Genomic DNA, 16,076 nt, shown 5'->3' on the forward strand with positions numbered 1-16,076 from the left:
AAGTTTTGCGAATAAATCCCATCAATAAGCAAAAACTACATTCAGAATAAAAGTGGGGGCGGAAAACATGAAGAAGAATTTGCACACAATAATCCTTGTCATGTCAATTTTTGTAAATATTCTTCTCCTGTATCTTTTTATCACAGAAGTAAATCCTAATTTGAGCTTGAACCTCACTTTTCTTTTGATTGCAGCGGCAACCGCAATAGCTTATATTCTCCTAAAGAATAAATTTTCTGAGCTCATGCCAGTTAAATACAACTCCCTTTCCGAGATAAATGAAGAAGTTACCAAAAAGAAAGGAAACATAACTTTTAAAGACGTGGCAGGATTGGATGAAGTAATAGAAGAATTAAAAGTGATAATTGACTTTATGACAAATACAGAAAAATATAACAAAATGGGAGCAAAAATACCCAAAGGGATACTCTTCTACGGCCCTCCAGGAACAGGAAAAACGCTATTGGCTACTGCTCTAGCAGGAGAGACAAATTCCACTTTTATAAGCGCTTCCGGGTCAGAATTTGTAGAAAAATACGTGGGCGTTGGAGCAAGTAGAATAAGAGCCCTTTTTGCAAAAGCAAAGAAAAATGCTCCCAGCATCATTTTCATAGACGAAATTGACGCGGTTGGAACCAAAAGAAACACTGACAACAATTCCGAAAAAGACCAAACTTTAAACCAGCTCTTAGTAGAAATGGATGGCTTCAACAGCAATGAAGGGATCATAGTAATAGGAGCTACTAACAGAATAGATATGCTGGATGAAGCCCTTTTAAGGCCTGGCCGCTTTGACAGAACCATACATATTGGCCCGCCAAACTTAAAAGGCCGCCTGGAAATTCTGAAAGTTCACACGAGGAATAAACCCCTAGATGAAAGCGTGTCTTTAGTAGACCTCGCCAGAAAAACCCACGGAATGACTGGGGCTCATCTAGCCACCATGTGCAATGAAGCTGCAATATTAGCCGTAATGAGAAATAAAACGAAAATTGGAAAAGAGGAATTTGAAGAGGCACTAGAGCGCGTAATCGCAGGGCTCAAAAAGAAAAATCCCTCTGGGCTAGAAAAAGAAAGGACTATAGCAGCGTATCATGAAGCAGGCCATGCCCTCATAGGGAAAATTTTGAATGTCAATGTCATAGAAAAAATTTCTATAGTACCCCGAGGAGAAGCATTAGGCTACGTGCTTAATTTCCCTAAAGATGACTCCTTCCTCCTCACAAAGACGGAGCTAAAAAACAAAATCACAATGCTATTGGGAGGAAGAGCTTCAGAAGAAATCATATTTAACGAAATTTCTACTGGAGCAGAAAACGACTTGAAAGAGGCTACAAAAATCGCCTACCAAATGGTGTGTAATTTCGGGATGAGCGAATTAGGCAATAGAGTTTTTGATTTGCATTTAGTAAAATCTACAGAAATGATCGATAAAGAAGTAGACAAGATTATAAATAGCTGTTACACCTTCGCAAGAAAGATACTCCTTGAGCATAAAGATAAAGTAATAGCAATTGCAGAAAAACTGCTTGAAAAAGAGACAATAACAAAAGAGGAGCTAGAGGAAATAATTGAAGAAAAGACCTCTATGTGCGTGTAAAAGGAGCCCCTATGAGGGCTCCTTTAAAAGTTTTGAAATTGCAAAAACTCCACCTGTTATCGCCAGAATTTCTATGAGCGTATTTTTGAAAATCAAAGAGACAGCATCTTCAAAAAAATTTAGAGGAAACATCTGAATGAGCCTGTCCTTTTCTACGTCCAAAAGCCACAGGTCGTTATTAAAAAAAGCCAAATGAAAAAGTGTAAACCAATTTTCAAAATCTAAAACTATTAGTACGCCTAATATCAATAAAGCAAGTAAACTAAAACCTACACCTTTTTGTAAAAGAGAAAGGGTTTTCACAAAAGAGGTCTGCCACACTAGAAGCGCAAAAAAAGCAAGAAAAACTGCAATAGATATATCCTTAAGCCAAAAGCCCAACTTAAATAAATTTTTCACGTCTTTCATATGAGCAAGTTCTTTATCATTGAACACTCTTACAAGGTCTCCTCCAATGTTTGCAAGTACATCCATGTCATCTGCTTTTCCCTTTAGGTATTCATGCATTTTCTCTGTCACTTTCAAAAGCTCTCCAATCTCCATCTTTGTAACAGAGGGAACGTCGTTTTTTAAATATTCATTCTTGTAAAAATCCAAATTGAAAGCTACATGTTCCAAATTAAATAAAAATAACCACAAAATTAATGAAAAAGCCATTACAAAAGTGACAACCCATATAAAGATTTTTTTCACTTTCCTCATAGTCAAATTACATCCTTTGAATTTTTTATTAAACTCTCATAAAAATTCTTCTGCTTTCTAAGTTCTCTGTAAAGATCCATTTTTTTCTTAATGGTGTGCATGTAAGAAAGCTTCCTGCTGTAAGAATTATCAAGTTCCAAAGCGTTTCTCACATAGTGAAGAAGCTCCTTGTCAAAATCCACTGGGACAGGAATTATGCCCATTAGCCTCTTTAACCTAGCTTTCCTGTACTCATTTGTCATCTTTTTAGACAATTCCTCGATTAAATAGATCACATTTTTTATCTCGTTTTTTATTATCATCTCATCTACAGGGTCCTCTCCAAACTTATCGCTTTCAATCACTATCTCAGTAGCGTCATTGAGCAAGTTCTCATATTCGGCTAGAATTTCTACTTCCCCAATTATGCTTTCATCCACGATCTCTATCAAATTGTGGTCAGAAGACTCTATCTCTCCTAAAAGCAAATTATACCTGTAAAGCTCAAAATACCAGCTTGAAATGATACTGTCGCACTTTTTAACACTTTTTTCAATTTCTTTACTGCTTTTTATCTCATTTCTCATAAGCCGCTTGTAAAACTCTATATACTGCTTTATAAAAGGTTCTTTTTTTATCAGAGATTGAATATCCTCTTCTCCTAAAAAAACTATTAAAAGCCTGTTGATTACACGACGTACAGAAAAAATTATTTCTCTTAATGAGTGAATCGCTTTTACAAGCTCTGAGCTCTCTTCTAAATACATTTCTATCTCTTCTTTTGAAAGAAGCTTTAAATCCAGAGATTGAAGGCTTTCAATCTTACTTGCTATAGAAGGGAAAATATCTCCATATCCTTCTACCAGTTTGCCATAGAAATTTTCTTCAATGTTTATCACGCTGGCTAAAAAGGATTCATAGGTAGAATATTCTCTTTCTAAAGCCTTTTGCAAATAATCATAAAAACGCCTTCTAGACATAGCAAATGGAAGAGAACTCAAAATTTCTTTTATCCTTTCTTCCTTTTCTTCCTCTACCTCATTCACAAAATTAAAAACGCTTTCATAAAAACTCTCCTCGTCTATAGCCTCTGCAGCAAACGAATCCCTCAGCTTATCACTAAAAACTTCATTCACATATTTTGCCTCAACGTAATAGCCGTATAACACCTCAATTGCGTCTTCCAAATAGTCTTTGTATTCCCTCATCGCCTTTTCTACGTTATCCCTTATCTTTTTTTCTGCAACCTGGTAATGATATACGTCGTTTACTACGTTTTTCACTACCTCTAAAATACCCCTATTTTTATCATCCATGTATTCTAAAGCCTTAACAACCTCCCTTTTTCTAAAAAGCACGTAGTTTAAATAAGTAGCTTCGTTGTAAGCTTCCAATAAACTTATAATTTGCACTATCTCTTTCTGCTTTTTTATTATCTCCTTCAGAAATTGAGAAAATTTCTCAGGGCTTTTCAAAGACTCGTGAAGTTTTTCTCTCAATTTCTTTATTTCATCCTGAGACATTTTTACACCTCTTTGCAATACTTTTCTATAATTTGATTATATTCTTTTTTTCATTTTAAATCAATTAAAAAAAGCCCGGCACAGGCCAGGCCTTTAAAGCTTATTCATCTTCTTGGCTTCTTCAGCCACAGTAAGCACTTTTTCAAAATCGCTCCCTATAGAAGCCTCTACTGCAGCTGCTACAGCCCCTTCTACCAAAGGCGCGTCCGCAATTTTGACCTTTCCCTCATATTCTTCTCCTAAGAGCTCTACCGCTGTCTGAGCGCTCATAACAGCGCTGCCGATATCAACTAGCACCACTACTCCTTCTCCTCTGTCTACTTTTTTTACCTGCTCCACTATTTCTGCAGCATCCGTGCCCAATCTCCCATCAGGCGTGCCTCCAGCTATGCCTATAGGTACTTTCCCCCTCGTCATTTGGTTTACCAGCTCAAACACGCCTTCAACAATTTTTCTTGAGTGAGACACTAACACTATTCCAACCATTTTACCCTCCACCATTACAGTAAATTAATAACATCTGCCAGGGCCTTTATCATTAGATAGGAGGAAGTAGCACCAGGGTCTATGTGCCCAATGCTTCTCTCCCCTAGATAACTGGCTCTACCTTTTCTAGCAGATATATTTTTTGTGTATTCCATCCCCTCTTTAGCAGCGTTAACTGCTCTTTTTAAAGCTTCAGGAAGAGCTATGTTGTTCTCCAAACTCTCTTTCAAAGCCTTGTAGGCAGGCTCAATAGAGTCTATCATGGTCTTATCTCCTGCCTGGGCTTTACCTCTGTCCTTTATACCCTGAAGAGCCGCTTCGAAAATCTTTACCACGTCTTCCTCTGTAAGTTCAGTTTTCCCTTGAACTGCCTGACCTGCCCTCATAAAAGCAGTACCGTACAAAGGCCCTGAAGCCCCACCTACTGTCGACACAAGAGTCATTCCCACAGTCTTCAATATCGTCCCTATATCAGAGTTTTCAGGAATTGTCGCCAATTTCTGTTTCACAGCTTCAAAACCTCTGTCCATGTTTATTCCATGGTCAGCGTCCCCTATCGCAGAGTCCAGTTCCGTGAGATATTCTTTATTTTCCCTTATCACTTCCACAATTTTATCTATAACTTTTAGCACATCTTCCTTTGTAATAACCATTTATACTTCCTACCTCCTGAAAATTATAGTTGTTTAAATGCTGGCGTATCAGCCTTTGCATCCAACAATGCCTTTAACTCCTCATCCAGCTTTAACAAAGTTATAGAAAAGCCGCTCATCTCAAGAGAAGTCATAAATTCTCCCACATAAGTCTTGTAAACTTTTATATCCTTTTCTTTTAGAATTTCTGCGACTTTTCTGTTAGCGATATAAAGCTCCATCAGAGGAGTTCCACCCATTCCATTTATCATTACAGCCACTTCATCGCCTGATTTATAAGGAAGGTCATTTATTATTTTGTCCATTAAATGCTCCACTATTTCATCAACGTGTTTTATCTTCTCTCTGTGCGTACCAGGCTCTCCGTGTATGCCTATTCCAATCTCCATCTCATCTTCTTGAAGAGTAAAACTTGGCTTACCCGCTGCAGGCACAGTACAAGGTGTTAACGCCATTCCCATCGAACGGACATTCGCTATGACTTTTTCAGCTACCCTCTTTACCTCCTTAAGGCTAGCTCCCTCTTGAGCTTTTGCTCCGGCAATCTTATGGACAAAAACAGTTCCTGCTATACCGCGTCTGCCTTGCGTCCAAGTGCTGTTTTCCACTGCCACATCATCGTTTACTATAACCTGGTCCACCTCTATTCCCTCTGCTTGCGCCATTTCTCTTGCCATTTCAAAATTCATTACGTCTCCCGTGTAATTTTTAATGATAAGCAGCACGCCCTTCCCAGAGTTTACAGCCTTAATAGCCTCATACATCTGGTCAGGTGTCGGTGAAGTAAAGACTTCTCCAGGGCAAGCAGCGTCAAGCATTCCGTAACCCACGTATCCTGCGTGGGCAGGTTCGTGTCCACTTCCTCCACCACTGACAAGTCCTACTTTACCTTCAACTGGCGCATCTTTTCTCACAATCACATTGATATTCTCAAGCTTTCTGAGATAATTGGGATGAGCTGCCAAAAGCCCCTCAATCATCTCCTTTACAACGCTCTCAGGATTGTTAATTAACTTTTTCATGAAAAGTACCTCCCCACAGTAAATTACTTTAATTCTTTTGCTTTATTATTATGCAAAAACCATGCCAGTTTTTTTTTGCTTATTTTCCCCAAAAATAAAAAAGCCCATGCAGGCTATATTGGGAAAAAGTATCAAGCGACAGGGTAAGTTGGTATTATCTATCAACAAGTCCGAATTTCCGGGCCTTGGAAGCGACTGTCTTATGAGTAAGGCCTAAAACTTTAGCCGCTTTGTTAAAACTCTTGTATCTATCTAAGGCCGCTTTTATTATCTTGTATTCATATTCTTCCATTGTAAGTAATTCGCTGTGCTCATCCAAATAAATCACATTGTTTTCTGAAACGATTGTATCTTCATTCCGTATGTATTGAGGTAAGTCTTCATAGTCTATATATTCACCTTCGCTTAAAGTGATACATCTTTCTATTATGTTCTCTAATTCCCTTATGTTTCCAGGCCAGTCATAGTGAATTAAAGCTTGCATGGCTTTCTTCGTAATACCTTTTATATTTTTATTGAGCTTCTTATTGAGTTTTTCTATAAAATGCTCCACAAGCAATGGTATATCGCCGCGTCTCTCCCTCAATGGCGGCAGCATTATTGGTATAACATTCAGACGGTAATACAAATCTTCTCTAAAAGTACCTTCTTTTATTGCCTTTTCAAGGTCTTTATTTGTGGCTGCAATTATCCTCACATCTACCTTTATAGTCTTTATTCCCCCAACCCTTTCAAACTCTTTTTCCTGTATAACTCTCAAAAGCTTTACCTGAATCTCCGGAGGTATTTCCCCAATCTCATCCAAAAATACGGTGCCACCGTCCGCCAGTTCAAATTTCCCTATCTTCTGCGTTACAGCCCCCGTAAAAGCTCCTCTTTCATGGCCGAAAAGCTCGCTTTCCAGCAATGTAACAGGAATAGCGGCACAGTTCACCCTTATGAAGGGCTTATCCCTTCTTCTGCTGGCGTAGTGGATTGCCTGTGCTACCAGCTCCTTTCCCGTGCCACTCTCTCCTCTTATCAAAACAGTGGAATCCGTTTCTGCGGCCTTTGAAGCAATAGTGAGGGCATCCCTTAACTTTCCACTATTCCCTATTATTATGTCAAAAGCTTTATCCAGCTTCCTGTTCCTTTTTAACTCGTTTTCCAGATACTCTATCTGAGGAAAATCATAAAAGACTATTACAGACCCTTCTATTTTATTGCCAGTATAAATAGGCGTTATATTGGTAAACACAACATTATTGCCAACCTTAATCTTTTTGTTCATTTCCTCTTTCCCCGTTTTTAGTACATTCTCAATTTTTATTCCCGGGATGACCTCTTGAATTTTCTTGCCTATAGCTTCATCCATGCTTATCCCTGTAATGCCTTCTGCCAGTTTGTTAAATATTGTTATAACTCCATTTTCGTCAGTAACCACAAGTCCTGACCCGATGGAATTAAAAATTTTCTCATAGGCTATAGAAGTATTCCTCAAAAGCTCATACGTGTCTTTTTCTTCTTTTTCCTTGCCCAGTTCAGAATTGAAAAACTGCATAAATTCGTCAAAAGCCTTTTCAGCCTTTAACCCTTCTATTATCACTTCTATTTCTTCCCCACGAGAGGCAAAAAAGGTCACCATGGAAAGCATGCTACCAGCAGGAACCAACCTACTCTCATTGATTTTTCTAAAAAATATGCTGACATCGTTCCTTTTGCTTATGCGGCTTACTTCTTGAACTATGTGGGCAGCAATTTGAGAATGGATGCTCACAGGTAGTCTCAACCTTTCCCTCTTTTCCACCATTTTATCACCACGCATTAACTTACTTCTTTTTTATAAAGATTTCTAGTGGTAATCACGTCAACCCCCGTTCCCAATATGTTTTTAACTATCACATCTCCAATTTTAACAGGAGCTTTTACTTCAATTTTTGCCAGTTCCAGCATTATCTCATGGATTTTCTCTTTTGGAACAGGCTCTTTTGTTCTCACAGAAAGAAGAGGCAAATGTCCGCCCTTTGCCCTCACGCTTGTGGTCACCATTCTCTTTGGCATTGTAACTTCATTTTTTGCGTACTCAAGCCCTTTAGGACAAGAATAGCCTTTTATGCTCTTTATCTCCCCTCCTTCCATTTCAACTTTTATCCTGCAGCCCAGAGGACATACTATGCAGGTAATCTCCTTTACTTCCATTTTATCCCTCCTCCACCAAAAAGACAATACCCTCTTTTTCATCTGCATTTTTTAGTATTTCCTTACTTAAATTTACATCTATCATTTCACCAGGAGTAAGCCTTATCCTCTTCTGCCTTAAAAGGTACCTATCACCCGACTTTACTGCCAATATGGCATTATTGTACACATCTGTCGGTCTCATCCTAAATTTTATCCTTTTATCTATATTATCCACGTTTATTCTCTGTGGCACTACATAACGTATTCCTTTCCCCGCTTTAACAGAGATATTGCTCTTTTTAAACCCTCCTTCTCTTATAAACCTTATAGCCGAATTAGCTGCCATTCTGGCTTCTGCTGTCACATTGTCTACCAAATCGTGAACCTGAAGGACATTGCCACAAGCAAAAATCCCTGGAACACTTGTCTCCAGCATCTCATTCACAACAGGTCCTCCAGTCACTGGATCAAGTTCTATCCCTGCCTGTTTGGACAATTCGTTCTCAGGAATCAATCCTACAGAGAGTATCAAAGTATCGCAGCTTATATACTGGGCAGTTTCCATTATAGGTTCTCTGTTTTCATCGACTTTTGCGATAGTAACCCCTTCCACTCTATCCTTTCCATGTATCTCTACTACAGTGTGGCTCAATAAAAGTGGAATATCAAAATCTTCAAGACATTGCACTATATTTCTAGTAAGGCCGCTTGAATAAGGCATTATCTCTACCACAGCTTTTACTTTTGCTCCTTCTAATGTAAGCCTTCTCGCCATAATAAGCCCAACATCACCAGAACCTAATATCACTATTTCTTTCCCTGGAAGATATCCTTCCATATTTACATACCTCTGAGCAGTACCTGCTGTGAGAATACCTGCTGGGCGAGTGCCAGGTATCATAATAGCACCTCTCGGCCTTTCCCTGCATCCCATAGCTAAAATTATAGCTCCAGCTTTTATTGTGAACACACCTTCCTTAGAATTAACAGCTTTTACAATTCTATCAGGAGTTATTTCCAAAACCATAGTTTCCAACATTACATTTATGTCATATTCTTCTACTTTATCAATGAATCTTTGTGCATATTCTGGTCCTGTCAATTCTTCTTTAAATTCCTGAAGTCCAAATCCATTGTGTATGCACTGCTCTAAAATACCCCCAAGATATTTATCTCTTTCAATTATGACTATATTTTTTACACCCTTTTCATAGGCTTCTACAGCAGCACCCAAGCCTGCAGGGCCGCCACCTATTATGACTATATCATAGTTAAGCATTGCCATACACCTCTTTCTTCAAAAGCTCTGAAGCCTTGTCTAATAAAAACTTCTTTGTCTCACCGGCAAGAATGTAAGAATTCCTGCCATGCTTTGTAACTTCAAGAGGAGAAATGTTAAGCTCTCTTGCAAGTATCTCTACTATCCTGGGACCACAGAAACTTCCCTGACACCTGCCCATGCCTGCTCTTACGCGCCTTTTTACCCCGTCCACCGATTTCGCTCCAACAGGTCTTCTTATTGCATCTATAACTTCTCCTTCTGTCACCGTCTCACACCTGCATACTATCCTTCCATAGGCAGGATTTTCTTTAATGAGCCTATTTTTCTCTTCATCAGAAAGCTCTACAAACCTTATAACAGGTTTCCTCTTTGGGTTAAAATCGTCCTTTTCAACAAGCTCAAGACCTGCGTCTTTTAATATATCTCTCACCATTTCCGCAATTGCAGGTGCTGCTGTAAAACCAGGGGATTCTATTCCAGCCACATTTATAAATCCTTTCACATCCGATTCTCCTATGATAAAATCCTTCTCCTCCGTGTCAGGAGTAGCTCTTAAACCTGTAAACTGCGTTATTGTCTTTCGAACGTCAAATTTATCCACACTTCTTTTAGCAACAGTAATGGCTTTATTAAGTCCTTCCCTCGTAGTCGCTTTAAATTCCTTATCCTGTATGTCTTCTGAAGTAGGTCCTATAAGCAAATTGCCGTCAATGGTGGGTGATACCAGAATACCTTTTCCCATCTTTGTCGGCACCTGGAATATCACAGTCCTGGCAAGATAGCCTTGATCTTTGTCAAGTATCAGATACTCACCTTTTCTTGGATGCACAGAGAAAGGTTTTGCTCCCACCATATTGTTTATCACATCAGAATAAACTCCAGCTGCATTGACCACATACCTTGCATAAAACTCCTTTGAAGGCGTCTTTACGACAAATACATCCTCCTTTCTCTTAATATCTACTACCTCCGAATTAAAAGAAAACTCTACCCCGTTTTGGGCAGCATTTTCCGCCAGAGCAATAGTGAAAACATAAGGAGAAATAATTCCAGCCTTTTTGGCGTATAGAGCAGCTATGACATTGTCATTTATATACGGTTCAATTTCCTTTACCATGTCCTTTGTAATTATGGAGAGCTCTTTTACTCCATTCTTTATGCCTCTGTCAAATAGCTTGTAAAGCTCTTTAATTTCCTCTTCTGAAAAAGCCACCACTAAAGAACCAGTCCTTTTCATAGGAACGTCCAGGTCTTTGCACAGTTCTTCAAACATTTCATTCCCACGGACATTGAGCTTTGCTTTCAAAGTCCCTGGAACCGGGTCATACCCTGCGTGAAGTATTGCGCTGTTAGCTTTTGATGCCCCTTCTGAAGCTGCGTCTTCTCCTTTTTCCACCACAATCACTTTTAATTTATATTTAGAAAGCTCTCTTGCAATAGAGCATCCTACCACACCGGCACCTACTATTAAAACATCGTACACCATCTTTTAAAACCTCCTTAAGAAGATAAAAAACCATATATAACCGAGGCATCTCGGCTATATATGGTTCTCCCAATCTCCACCATACCTATTATTTATTTTTTCCTATATTATTAGGATATATTCTACAAAACTTTTTAAATTCCTGCTACTTTTTATCAATTTTTTTATTCTTCAGCCCACTTCATAGCTCTTTCAACCGCTTTTTTCCAGCCTCTGTAAAGTTTCTCCCTCTTTTCTTCCTCCATGGCAGGTTCAAAGCGCCTGTCTATATTCCAATTTTTCTCTATTTCTTCTCTGCTGTTCCAGAAGCCCACCGCCAGCCCTGCAAGGTATGCAGCACCTAATGCAGTAGTCTCTATCACCTGAGGCCTATCTACCGGAACGCCTAAAATGTCTGCCTGGAACTGCATTAAGAAGTTATTTGCACTTGCTCCTCCATCAACCTTCAAAGCCTGAAGCTTTATTCCGGAATCCTCCTGCATTGCTTCTAGAACGTCTCTCGTCTGGTAAGCAATAGACTCCAATGTTGCCCTTATTATGTGCTCTCTCTTTGCTCCCCTTGTAAGGCCAACTATAACACCTCTAGCGTACATATCCCAGTAAGGAGCACCTAGACCCACAAAAGCAGGAACTACGTACACTCCATTTGTATCTTCAACCTTTAAGGCGTATTCCTCACTTTGAGGTGCATTGTCAATTATTCTGAGCTCATCCCTCAACCACTGAATAGCTGCACCTGTTATGAAAATACTTCCTTCTAAGGCATACTCTACTTTTCCATCAATACCCCAAGCTATTGTGGTCAAAAGCCCGGTCTTGGAGGGAACAGCTTTTTCGCCTGTGTTCATCAGCATAAAGCACCCTGTACCGTAAGTGTTCTTTGCCATTCCGGGTTTAAAGCAAGCCTGGCCAAATAAAGCAGCCTGCTGGTCTCCTGCATCTCCTGCAATAGGTATTTCTACTCCAAAGATCGATTTATCCGTATAGCCATAGACATGGCTTGATGGCTTTACTTCTGGAAGCATGTTCTCTGGCACATTGAGCTCTTCTAATATCTCCTTATCCCACTTCAATTCGTGTATGTTGAAAAGCATTGTCCTTGAAGCATTTGAATAGTCAGTCACATGCACTTTGCCCCTTGTCAAATTCCAGATAAGCCATGTGTCAATATTTCCAAAAAGCAATTCTCCTCTTTCTGCTTTTTCACGAGCTCCTTCAACATTGTCCAAAATCCACTTCACTTTGGTACCCGAGAAATAAGCATCTACAACAAGGCCAGTCTTTTCTCTTATTTTCTTATCAAAGCCTTTGTTCTTAAGGTCATCGCATATAGGAGCTGTCCTCCTGCACTGCCACACTATTGCATTGTAAATAGGTTTCCCTGTGTTTTTGTCCCATACGACTGTTGTCTCCCTCTGGTTTGTAATTCCTATTGCCGCAATATCCTCTGGTTTAATCCCTGCCTTCTCTATTACTCCTTTTGCAACTTCTATCTGGGATTCCCATATTTCCATTGGGTCATGCTCAACCCAACCGGGTTTAGGATAAATCTGCCTAAACTCTTTGTTTAAAGAAGCAATCATTTTACCGCTGTGGTCAAAAATTATAGCGCGGGAACTCGTCGTCCCCTGGTCCAAAGCCATTACATATTTCGCCATTTCCCTTCCTCCTCACTTGAGTTTTTATTATAATGCCATATCGGCGAGAGGAACTTCTCGCCGATATAATTCTCTTTAATGTACGCTCATGATAAGCTGATAAATCCAGGCTCCAATTATTCCTCCAACTATTGGTCCAAATATCGGAACTATCAAACCATACCCCCAGTCAGAATCTCTCTTGCCCGGAATTGGGAGTATAGCGTGGGCAAGTCTCGGTCCGAAGTCTCTGGCTGGATTAATAGCATACCCTGTAGGACCACCCAAGCTTAAACCTATTGCCCATACGAGAAGTCCTACTAAAAGGGGTCCCATTCCCCCTATAGGGTTATTACTATTTGTAATGCCAAGTATACCTATTAAAAGCATGGCAGTACCAAAAGCCTCAGTTATAAAATTCTTACCTAAATTTCTTATAGCTGGAATAGTTGCAAAAGTACCAAGCTTAGCTGTGGGATCTTCAGTTGCTGCAAAATGATCTATATACATCAAATAAACAATTATAGCTCCCACAAAAGCTCCTAAAACTTGTGCTATAATGTAGCCTGGCACTAAACTCCACGAAAACTTGCCTATCGTTGCTAAGCCAATTGTCACAGCTGGATTTAAGTGAGCACCACTTAGCCAGCCAACTGTATACGCTCCTACCATAACTGCAAATCCCCATCCTGCGGTGATTACAATCCAGCCGCTATTTTGACCTTTAGATTTATTTAAGACAACGTTTGCAACTACACCGTCACCTAGCCAAATAAGTATCATAGTACCAAAAAATTCAGCCAAATACTTTGCAAAGTCACTCATAAAATATCCCCTCCATAATTCCAAAATTTAACTTTTAATAAAATTTTTTGTTTTTCATATATCCCCCCTTTCACTCTATAAACCAGAGGCTTTTTTCGCTGGTTGAAACAGCGATCGCCCCTGCTTTTATCGCATTTATAACTTCTTCCTTTGTCCTCACAAGGCCTCCTGCAATAACGGGCATTAAGACATCATTCGCCACTTCCTTGATTATTGAAGGCATTATTCCGGGGAGAATCTCCACAGCATCTGGCCTTATCTGTTTTGCAGAAGAAAGCCCTGTCTTTAAAGCCTGGGAATCCAACATGAAAAGCCTCTGTATAGAGAAGAGCCCAAAATCTTTGGCATGGTCTAAAATATTATTCCGGGTAGAAATTATACCGTGAGGCTTTATCCTTTCAGCTATGTACTCAACAGCCTTTGTGTCCTTACCCAAACCTTCTATAAGGTCAAAGTGGACAAAGGCAATTTTACCGTTTTTTTTGATAAAATCGACTAAATCGCAAATATTCATTATATCTCCTGACAGCAAAAAAATCACTTGTGTATTGGAAGAGACAGCTTCTTTTACATCCTTTATCTCCCGGACAGCCGCAATTATCGGAAATTCTGTCATTGTCTCTAAAATTTTATCTTTCATCCTTTATACCTCCGCTCACTTTAGTATATATTGCAAAAACTGTGCCAAAAAGAAATCAAGGAAAAAGCCCATAAAAAAATAAACCCTTGATAAAAAATACCAAGGGTTGTCTATTCACATGATAATTAATATCAATTTGTTATTTGATTGACAATCTCCTTTTTGGCATCCCTCACTGCTGCAAAAAATCCTAAAGCAGAAAGGCCCAGATATACGTAATAGGTAAAAAATCTCCACATGCCAATAAAAACACCCACATATGAAGTCGGCAAGATATTTGAAAAAATCGCTGCAAATCCCAACTCTACTGTGCCAGAACCGCTTGGAATAAAGCTATAAGCCAGTACATCATAAAAGATGATTTGCCTTCCCACAACCGCCAAAAAGTCAAATGGAATTTTCATGGCCATAAGCAAAAGAGGAGCAATGCTGTAAAAAAGCATCCAGTATATAACAGCATATAAAAACTGCCAAATAAATACCCTGTACCCTGAAAAAGAAGCAAATAAATTGCGAAAGTTCTTGTGATAAAGCAAAATTTCTTCCTTAGTCTTTTTAAAGTAATCTTCCTTTATGTATCTTTTGGCAAAAGAGATTCTTTCCAATCTTTCAACAATTTCAATAAGAAAATGAGGTCTTAAAATGATGTAAAGGAGCAAAATCAAAAGCCCTATTAAAAAGAAAGTTACAAAAATAGCTAATCTCATCAAAAAACTTCCTAATTCTAAATACCTTCCAAAAAAAATTAGAAGAAAGGGAGGGATAGTAACAAAAAATATCCCCGAAAACAAAAGTTTTGCCGTAAATACGATTAAAGCCTTATTAGCTGACACTCCCTTTTTGTTAAGCAAATAGATCATTAAAGGTAGTACTCCTGACCCAAAAGGAGTTACATAGCTTATGAAAAAAGTAGCAAGATTAAACTTAAAAAGGTAACTAAAACAGAGGTCTTCTCCTAACTTCTTCAACAAATCTTTTACTCGCAAAGTATCCACCACAAGGCTTGCTATTATCACAGCAAAAATCGTTATAATGTAAAAAAGCGGAATATCAAAGGCTTTTTCTATATTAGTTATCCCTGTAAATTTCAAAACCAATACAATTGATATCAAGCTGATTCCAATAGCCAATCCCAAAATGTACAAGTTCTTTTTTTCTAAAATCGCATCCAAAGCAATTCCCCTCTTTTACGGAATATCATCTAATGTCTTAAATTCATATCCTTCCTCTTTGATGCTTTTAATTATCCTGTCAAGTGCCTGTGCATTATCTTTTGAAACAGCGTGCAGAAGTATAACAGCTCCAGGGTGAAGCCTTTTCATAACAGTACTATAGCTTTCTTCAGGTCCTCCAGGAAGAGGCTGCCAGTCAGCCATAGCCAAACTCCAGAAAACCGTTCTGTATCCCAAAGATTTAGTAATATAGAGCGTTCTTTCACTGTATTCTCCTCTTGGAGGTCTGAAGTATTTCATCTTTTGCCCCGTTAAATCTTCAAACATCTTTTCCAATCCAAGTATCTCCTCTTTCACTTTTTCATCAGGCAAGGTAGGAAGACTGGGATGGTTGACTGTGTGATTTCCAACAATATGTCCTTCCTCTACCATTCTCTTCACAAGGTCCGCCTGCTGTTTAACATAAGGTCCTGTAACAAAAAAAGCTGCCTTTACTCCGTTTTCTTTGAGTACATCCAATATCCGAGGAGTATATCCTGCTTCATATCCTTCATCAAAAGTCAAGTACACCACTTTTTTCGTCGTATCTCCAACAAAAATCGCATTGTACTTTTTGACAAGTTCCATGGCATAAGGCGTAATCTCCGGCGTTTGGTGATTGGGCAAAACTCTTAAGCCCCATCCATAAGGAGTGTTGTCAAGATTTTCTGTCTTTTGAACCACATGATTTACAACGTTTGAAATCTCTTCTTTAGGCGAGTTAAACGGCTCATGTAGAGCTTCCTCTTGAATTTTTGCCTTATCATTTTCATTGCTGTTTTTTTTGATTATACCACAGGACACAAGTGAAAAACAGAGGGCAACTCCTATTGCCAAAGAGATAATTTTCTTTGCCATTTTTTCTACCCC

At 38.9% G+C, this 16,076-nt stretch carries 15 protein-coding genes; 1 reads left to right on the forward strand and 14 read right to left on the reverse strand.

Translation table 11 applies throughout. The features are described 5' to 3' along the window. The first annotated feature begins 67 nt into the window (after positions 1–67). On the forward strand, positions 68–1,600 hold the full coding sequence (locus EV203_RS01955) for an ATP-dependent metallopeptidase FtsH/Yme1/Tma family protein (protein ID WP_009610946.1): 1,533 nt from the start codon (positions 68–70) through the stop codon (positions 1,598–1,600). A 9-nt stretch (positions 1,601–1,609) separates the two neighbouring features. Here EV203_RS01955 and EV203_RS01960 read toward each other — a convergent pair whose 3' ends face one another. The 14 genes from EV203_RS01960 to pdaA form a co-directional block, all read right to left on the reverse strand. Further along, on the reverse strand, positions 1,610–2,302 hold the full coding sequence (locus tag EV203_RS01960) for a TIGR01906 family membrane protein (RefSeq protein WP_009610945.1): 693 nt from the start codon (positions 2,300–2,302) through the stop codon (positions 1,610–1,612). 2 nt (positions 2,303–2,304) lie between these two features. Continuing rightward, positions 2,305–3,804 (reverse strand): hypothetical protein, encoded by a 1,500-nt coding sequence (locus tag EV203_RS01965; RefSeq protein WP_009610944.1) that lies wholly within the window; start codon positions 3,802–3,804, stop codon positions 2,305–2,307. A 93-nt stretch (positions 3,805–3,897) separates the two neighbouring features. Further along, positions 3,898–4,290, reverse strand: coding sequence for a dihydroxyacetone kinase phosphoryl donor subunit DhaM (dhaM, locus tag EV203_RS01970; RefSeq protein ID WP_031314078.1), 393 nt, complete (start codon positions 4,288–4,290; stop codon positions 3,898–3,900). Between the two features lie 14 nt (positions 4,291–4,304). Further along, positions 4,305–4,943 carry a dihydroxyacetone kinase subunit DhaL gene (gene dhaL / locus EV203_RS01975; RefSeq protein WP_009610955.1) on the reverse strand — a complete coding sequence of 213 codons (639 nt, stop codon included), beginning with the start codon at positions 4,941–4,943 and terminating at the stop codon, positions 4,305–4,307. Positions 4,944–4,966: 23 nt separating this feature from the next. Next, positions 4,967–5,965, reverse strand: coding sequence for a dihydroxyacetone kinase subunit DhaK (dhaK, locus tag EV203_RS01980; protein ID WP_009610950.1), 999 nt, complete (start codon positions 5,963–5,965; stop codon positions 4,967–4,969). Positions 5,966–6,119: 154 nt separating this feature from the next. Further along, complete coding sequence (locus tag EV203_RS01985; RefSeq protein WP_041587339.1) at positions 6,120–7,754, reverse strand: sigma 54-interacting transcriptional regulator; 1,635 nt, start codon at positions 7,752–7,754, stop codon at positions 6,120–6,122. Positions 7,755–7,768: 14 nt separating this feature from the next. Continuing rightward, entirely contained in the window at positions 7,769–8,143 is a 375-nt protein-coding gene (locus tag EV203_RS01990) for a DUF1667 domain-containing protein (protein WP_132038988.1), read from the reverse strand. Between the two features lies 1 nt (position 8,144). Then, the gene (locus EV203_RS01995; protein WP_132039031.1) at positions 8,145–9,404 is read right to left on the reverse strand and encodes an NAD(P)/FAD-dependent oxidoreductase; all 1,260 of its coding nucleotides are present in this window, start codon (positions 9,402–9,404) and stop codon (positions 8,145–8,147) included. Continuing rightward, positions 9,397–10,893 carry an NAD(P)/FAD-dependent oxidoreductase gene (locus tag EV203_RS02000; protein ID WP_009610758.1) on the reverse strand — a complete coding sequence of 499 codons (1,497 nt, stop codon included), beginning with the start codon at positions 10,891–10,893 and terminating at the stop codon, positions 9,397–9,399. Before EV203_RS02000 ends, EV203_RS01995 begins: the two co-directional genes overlap by 8 nt. Positions 10,894–11,057: 164 nt before the next feature. Beyond that, positions 11,058–12,551, reverse strand: a complete 1,494-nt coding sequence (gene glpK / locus EV203_RS02005) for a glycerol kinase GlpK (RefSeq protein WP_009610750.1) — start codon at positions 12,549–12,551, stop codon at positions 11,058–11,060. 75 nt (positions 12,552–12,626) lie between these two features. After that, complete coding sequence (locus EV203_RS02010) at positions 12,627–13,355, reverse strand: MIP/aquaporin family protein (protein ID WP_009610760.1); 729 nt, start codon at positions 13,353–13,355, stop codon at positions 12,627–12,629. Positions 13,356–13,425: 70 nt separating this feature from the next. Beyond that, positions 13,426–13,995 carry a glycerol-3-phosphate responsive antiterminator gene (locus EV203_RS02015; RefSeq protein ID WP_009610755.1) on the reverse strand — a complete coding sequence of 190 codons (570 nt, stop codon included), beginning with the start codon at positions 13,993–13,995 and terminating at the stop codon, positions 13,426–13,428. Between the two features lie 131 nt (positions 13,996–14,126). Further along, positions 14,127–15,167, reverse strand: a complete 1,041-nt coding sequence (locus EV203_RS02020) for a lysylphosphatidylglycerol synthase transmembrane domain-containing protein (protein WP_009610754.1) — start codon at positions 15,165–15,167, stop codon at positions 14,127–14,129. Positions 15,168–15,182: 15 nt separating this feature from the next. Continuing rightward, positions 15,183–16,064, reverse strand: a complete 882-nt coding sequence (gene pdaA / locus EV203_RS02025) for a delta-lactam-biosynthetic de-N-acetylase (protein WP_009610765.1) — start codon at positions 16,062–16,064, stop codon at positions 15,183–15,185. Positions 16,065–16,076 lie beyond the last annotated feature (12 nt).

The organism is Caldanaerobacter subterraneus (genome assembly GCF_004345675.1).
Lineage (GTDB): Bacteria > Bacillota > Thermoanaerobacteria > Thermoanaerobacterales > Thermoanaerobacteraceae > Thermoanaerobacter > Thermoanaerobacter subterraneus.

Bases quoted from the DNA above. Each gene is read 5' to 3' on its own strand.
- EV203_RS01955 (WP_009610946.1), top strand. From the start codon at position 68: ATGAAGAAGAATTTGCACACAATAATCCTTGTCATGTCAATTTTTGTA.
- EV203_RS01960 (WP_009610945.1), bottom strand. From the start codon at position 2,302: ATGAGGAAAGTGAAAAAAATCTTTATATGGGTTGTCACTTTTGTAATG.
- EV203_RS01965 (WP_009610944.1), bottom strand. From the start codon at position 3,804: ATGTCTCAGGATGAAATAAAGAAATTGAGAGAAAAACTTCACGAGTCT.
- dhaM (WP_031314078.1), bottom strand. From the start codon at position 4,290: ATGGTTGGAATAGTGTTAGTGTCTCACTCAAGAAAAATTGTTGAAGGC.
- dhaL (WP_009610955.1), bottom strand. From the start codon at position 4,943: ATGGTTATTACAAAGGAAGATGTGCTAAAAGTTATAGATAAAATTGTG.
- dhaK (WP_009610950.1), bottom strand. From the start codon at position 5,965: ATGAAAAAGTTAATTAACAATCCTGAGAGCGTTGTAAAGGAGATGATT.
- EV203_RS01985 (WP_041587339.1), bottom strand. From the start codon at position 7,754: ATGGTGGAAAAGAGGGAAAGGTTGAGACTACCTGTGAGCATCCATTCT.
- EV203_RS01990 (WP_132038988.1), bottom strand. From the start codon at position 8,143: ATGGAAGTAAAGGAGATTACCTGCATAGTATGTCCTCTGGGCTGCAGG.
- EV203_RS01995 (WP_132039031.1), bottom strand. From the start codon at position 9,404: ATGCTTAACTATGATATAGTCATAATAGGTGGCGGCCCTGCAGGCTTG.
- EV203_RS02000 (WP_009610758.1), bottom strand. From the start codon at position 10,893: ATGGTGTACGATGTTTTAATAGTAGGTGCCGGTGTGGTAGGATGCTCT.
- glpK (WP_009610750.1), bottom strand. From the start codon at position 12,551: ATGGCGAAATATGTAATGGCTTTGGACCAGGGGACGACGAGTTCCCGC.
- EV203_RS02010 (WP_009610760.1), bottom strand. From the start codon at position 13,355: ATGAGTGACTTTGCAAAGTATTTGGCTGAATTTTTTGGTACTATGATA.
- EV203_RS02015 (WP_009610755.1), bottom strand. From the start codon at position 13,995: ATGAAAGATAAAATTTTAGAGACAATGACAGAATTTCCGATAATTGCG.
- pdaA (WP_009610765.1), bottom strand. From the start codon at position 16,064: ATGGCAAAGAAAATTATCTCTTTGGCAATAGGAGTTGCCCTCTGTTTT.